Source organism: Variovorax sp. YR752 (assembly GCF_943372545.1).
In genome coordinates this window covers 1-3,891 of the sequence record NZ_CALRZC010000393.1, presented here as the reverse complement: position 1 = coordinate 3,891, position 3,891 = coordinate 1, and the positions used below count along the sequence as shown (strand labels likewise).

General features: G+C 69.7%; 4 protein-coding genes. 2 read left to right on the top strand and 2 right to left on the bottom strand.

Annotated elements, in window-relative coordinates:
- Together AAG801_RS40895 and AAG801_RS40890 are read right to left on the bottom strand one after the other, a co-directional pair.
- Window positions 1–760, bottom strand: a 760-nt coding sequence (locus AAG801_RS40895; protein WP_341893593.1) for a permease, incomplete at its 3' end; no start/stop codon positions are given.
- 159 nt (window positions 761–919) lie between these two features.
- Window positions 920–1,507 (bottom strand): sigma-70 family RNA polymerase sigma factor, encoded by a 588-nt coding sequence (locus AAG801_RS40890; protein WP_341893592.1) that lies wholly within the window; start codon window positions 1,505–1,507, stop codon window positions 920–922.
- A 140-nt stretch (window positions 1,508–1,647) separates the two neighbouring features.
- On the opposite strand from AAG801_RS40890, the gene AAG801_RS40885 reads away from it, so the two are divergent.
- Both AAG801_RS40885 and arsN2 read left to right on the top strand, forming a co-directional pair.
- Window positions 1,648–1,977 (top strand): helix-turn-helix transcriptional regulator, encoded by a 330-nt coding sequence (locus AAG801_RS40885; protein ID WP_341893591.1) that lies wholly within the window; start codon window positions 1,648–1,650, stop codon window positions 1,975–1,977.
- Between the two features lie 28 nt (window positions 1,978–2,005).
- A partial coding sequence (gene arsN2, locus AAG801_RS40880) for an arsenic resistance N-acetyltransferase ArsN2 (protein ID WP_341893590.1) occupies window positions 2,006–3,891 on the top strand: 1,886 nt, incomplete at its 3' end.

The following is a 3,891-nucleotide window of genomic DNA, read 5'->3' as shown; positions in this document are numbered from 1 at the left end:
AGTCCTGCGGCACCCAGCCGTGGATGCCGGCACCGATGGCGATGCCCGCCAGGATGTAGGGCCACACCTTGCCGACGATCTCGCGCACGCTGGCGAAGCCACCTTCGATGCGCTCGGAAAGCGTCATGCCGTCGCTGCCGGCGGCAGCCTGCACCTTGGGCATGTCGCGCACCCAGTCTTCGAGGTGCGCTTCCATCTTCAGCCGGCCGATCACCCAGCCGGCGACGATGGCCACCGTCAGGCCCAGCCAGAGGTACAGGCCGGCGATCTTCCAGCCGAACAGGCCGAAGAGCAGCGCCAGCGCCACCTCGTTGACCATCGGCGCCGAGATCAGGAACGAGAAGGTCACGCCCAACGGCACGCCGGCCTGCACGAAGCCGATGAACAGCGGCACGGCCGAGCAGGAGCAGAAGGGTGTCACGATGCCGAGGCTGGCGGCCATGACGTTGGCGACACCTTCGCTGCGCCCGGCCAGCAGCGCGCGAGTCCGCTCCGGGGTGAAGTAGGAGTTGATCATCCCCATCACGAAGACCACTGCCGTGAGCAGCAGCAGCACCTTCGGGGTGTCGTAGAAGAAGAACTGCAACGCGCCACCCAGGTGGCTGTCGCGATCGACCGGCAAGGCCGCAACAAGGGCTTCGGACGCCGGGATCAGCGACTGGTAGAGCAGCCACCAGAGCACCGCCGCGACGACGAGGAAGCTGCGCGGGTGTTGCCGCGGCAACTGCAGCGTGCGCTGGGACAGGGTCAGGGTGGTCATCGGCGGGGCTCCTGCTCGTGAAGACGAGGAAGGTGCCAAAAGGATGCAGCCGACCGGCCGGGTTCGGTTGTCCGGGATCAAGGCCGCCTCGCGGCGCGGCCCCGGCGTGCTGCGGTCTGGCCCGTCATTCGCGGTACGGCCCGTCCGGCCGCCCGAGTGTCAGTCGGCGGCGGGAGATCGCGGCACGTGGCCGCCGACGCTTCCGTCATCGTCGAAGCGCACCTGGCAGGCGGTGCTGAGCTGGTCGCGCATGCGCTGGCGCGCACGCAGCAGCCGCGACTTCGCCGCCGGCAGGCTCAGTCCCTGCTGCTCGGCAAACTCACGCTGGGTCCGGCCTTCGAGATCGCAAGCCCTGAGGATCGCCGCGTCGTCCGGTGGAAGTTCGCCCAGCACCCGCGCGACGCAGCCGGCCAGGGCGTCGACCGGCGCAAGGGCTTCAGGAACCGGTGCCTCGAGCTCCAGACCGACCTCGTCGAGCGGCACCTGCACCTTGGTGACGCGCGCGCGGTCGATCACCGCGTTGCGAGCGACCTGGAACAGCCAGGCCCTGGGGTTGTCGAGGCTGCACAAGCCTTCGCCCTGGCGCATCGCCTTGACGAACACGTCCTGCAGCAGGTCTTCCGCGGCGTGGCCGTCGGGCAGTTGGTGGCGCAGGTAGCCGAGCAGCTCTCCCTCATGCGCCTGCCAGGCGGCAGCGACGCACGCGAAGCCGCTTGCAACGCGGGTGGAGGAGGGTGTCTGGTCCATGGGGCTGTGGTCGGTGGAAAGCATAGCTTGCGATTCGCCGCCGCCGTCGCTGCGGCGAAGCGGCCGGTCGGCCGACGTTCGCGGAGCGCCTTGGATCCGGGGACTTGCAACTCCCAAGCAATTCAAGTATTGTTGAATTCATGGATAAGAACTCTGTCGTTCACGCCTTGGCGGCACTGGCCCATCCGGTCCGACTGGACGCGTTCCGCGCCCTGGTGATTGCCGGCCACGAGGGGCTGGCCCAGAAGGCGCTGGCCGAGGCGGTCGGCGTCGGCCCCACCAACCTGGCCTTCCACCTGAAGGAACTCGCCGCAGCCGGCCTGGTTTCGCAGGCCCAGGCAGGTCGATTCGTGATCTACCGCGCCGCGTTCGAGCAGATGAACGACCTGCTGGCCTTCCTCACCCAGAACTGCTGCAAGGGCCTTCCGAAGGCCACCGCAGTGGCTTCGTCAGACGCGTGCGGGTGCTGAGCCCGCCTCACCTCACCCAGGAGCAACCATGCCCCCCATCACCTTGCGCCAGGCCCACGCGGCCGATTGGGCCGCCGTTGAAGGTCTGTTGACCGTAAATCGTCTGCCGCTGGACGGTGCGCGCGAACACCTGTCCACTTTCGTGCTCGCCCAGTCCGGGTTGGAGGTCGTGGGCTGTGCGGGTGTCGAGCCGCGTGGCGACCTTGCGCTGCTGCGCTCGGTCGCGGTGGCGCCCGGCCTGCACCGGCAGGGCATTGGCCAGCAGATGGTGTCGCTGCTGCTCGATGAAGCGCGGCGTCGCAACTTCAAGACGGTCGCGCTGCTGACGACCACCGCCCGACGCTGGTTCGAAAGCTTTGGCTTCAAGGTCGCCGACCGCGCGACAGCGCCTGCCGCGCTGAAGGCTTCGGCCGAGTTCCAGGGCGCCTGCCCCGCCAGCGCGGAGTTCATGGTGCTTCCGCTTCAGAGCGATCGCCCGTCTGGGCTCGAAGCCTTGCCGGTCGCCGTGCTCGGCGCCGGCCCGGTCGGCCTCGCAGCGGCCGCTCAGCTGATCGAGCGTGGCATCCCGTTCTTGATCCTCGAAGCCGCAGTGACGGTCGGCGCCAACCTGCTCGACTACGGCCATGTGCGGCTGTTCTCGCCGTGGCGATACGACATCGACCCGGCGATGGCCAGGCTGCTGCAGCCGACCGGCTGGCAGGCGCCTTCAGCCGACGAACTGCCGCTGGCGGGTGAAGTGGTGCAGCGCGTGCTGGAACCCTTTGCGCAACTGCCGCAGGTGGCATCGGTGCTCCAGCTCTCGACGAAGGTGATCGCCGTCACCCGGCAGGGCTTCGACAAGGTGAAGAGTGCCGGCCGGGAGAATGCGCCGTTCGTGATCCGTGCCGTCCGCGAGGGCCGGACTTTCGAGCTGAAGGCGCGCGCGGTGATCGACTCCACCGGCACCTGGAACACGCCCAACCCGGTGGGCGCCAGCGGCCTGCCGGCGATCGGTGAGCAGGAGTTCTTGGACCGCATCTTCTACGGGATCCCCGACGTGCTCGGCGCTCATCGAAGCCGCTATGCCGGCCGGCGCACCCTCGTCGTCGGTGCCGGCCACTCGGCGGCCAACGCGCTGCTGGCGCTGGCCGAGCTGGCGGGGCAGGCGCCGGGGACGCGGCTGCTGTGGTCGGTCCGGTCACCGGTGCTCACGCGGGTCTTCGGCGGTGGTGATGCCGATGCGCTGCCGGCCCGCGGGGCGCTCGGCAATTCGCTGCGCAGCCTGCGCGACTCGGGGGGCCTGACGTTCCACGCCGGGCTGCGCATCACGCGCATCGAACGGCAGGGAGATGCGCTGGGAGTGGTGGGTGTCGACGCCGACGGACATGAGCAGCGGCTCAATGGCATCGACCAGATCATCTGCGCCACTGGCCAGCGCCCGGATCTCGCGATCACGAGCGAGCTGCGCGTGAAGCTGGACCCGTGGCTGGAGTCCAACGAGGCCCTCGGTCCGCTGATCGATCCGAACCTGCACAGCTGCGGCACGGTGCGGCCGCATGGGCACCGCGAACTCGCCCATCCGGAGCCGGGGCTGTACACCGTCGGGGTCAAGAGCTACGGCCGCGCGCCGACCTTTCTGATGGCCACGGGTTTCGAGCAGGTGCGGTCGGTGGTGGCCGCACTGGCGGGCGACCTGGAAGCTGCCGACCGGGTCGAGCTCGATCTGCCGGAGACCGGTGTCTGCAGTGTCGGTGGCAGCGCAACGGAAGGCCTGGCCGGCGCGGCGTGCTGCGGCCCGGCGACGGCCGGTGCTGCGGCCTCTGCGGCCTCTGCGGCCAAGCCAACCGCTGCTTGTGGTCCGGCGTCCTGCGGCACCGCTGTCCCGGCCTCGAAGCCCGAGGCCGCGCAGGCGGCGGGCTGCTGCGGCGGCGCCCC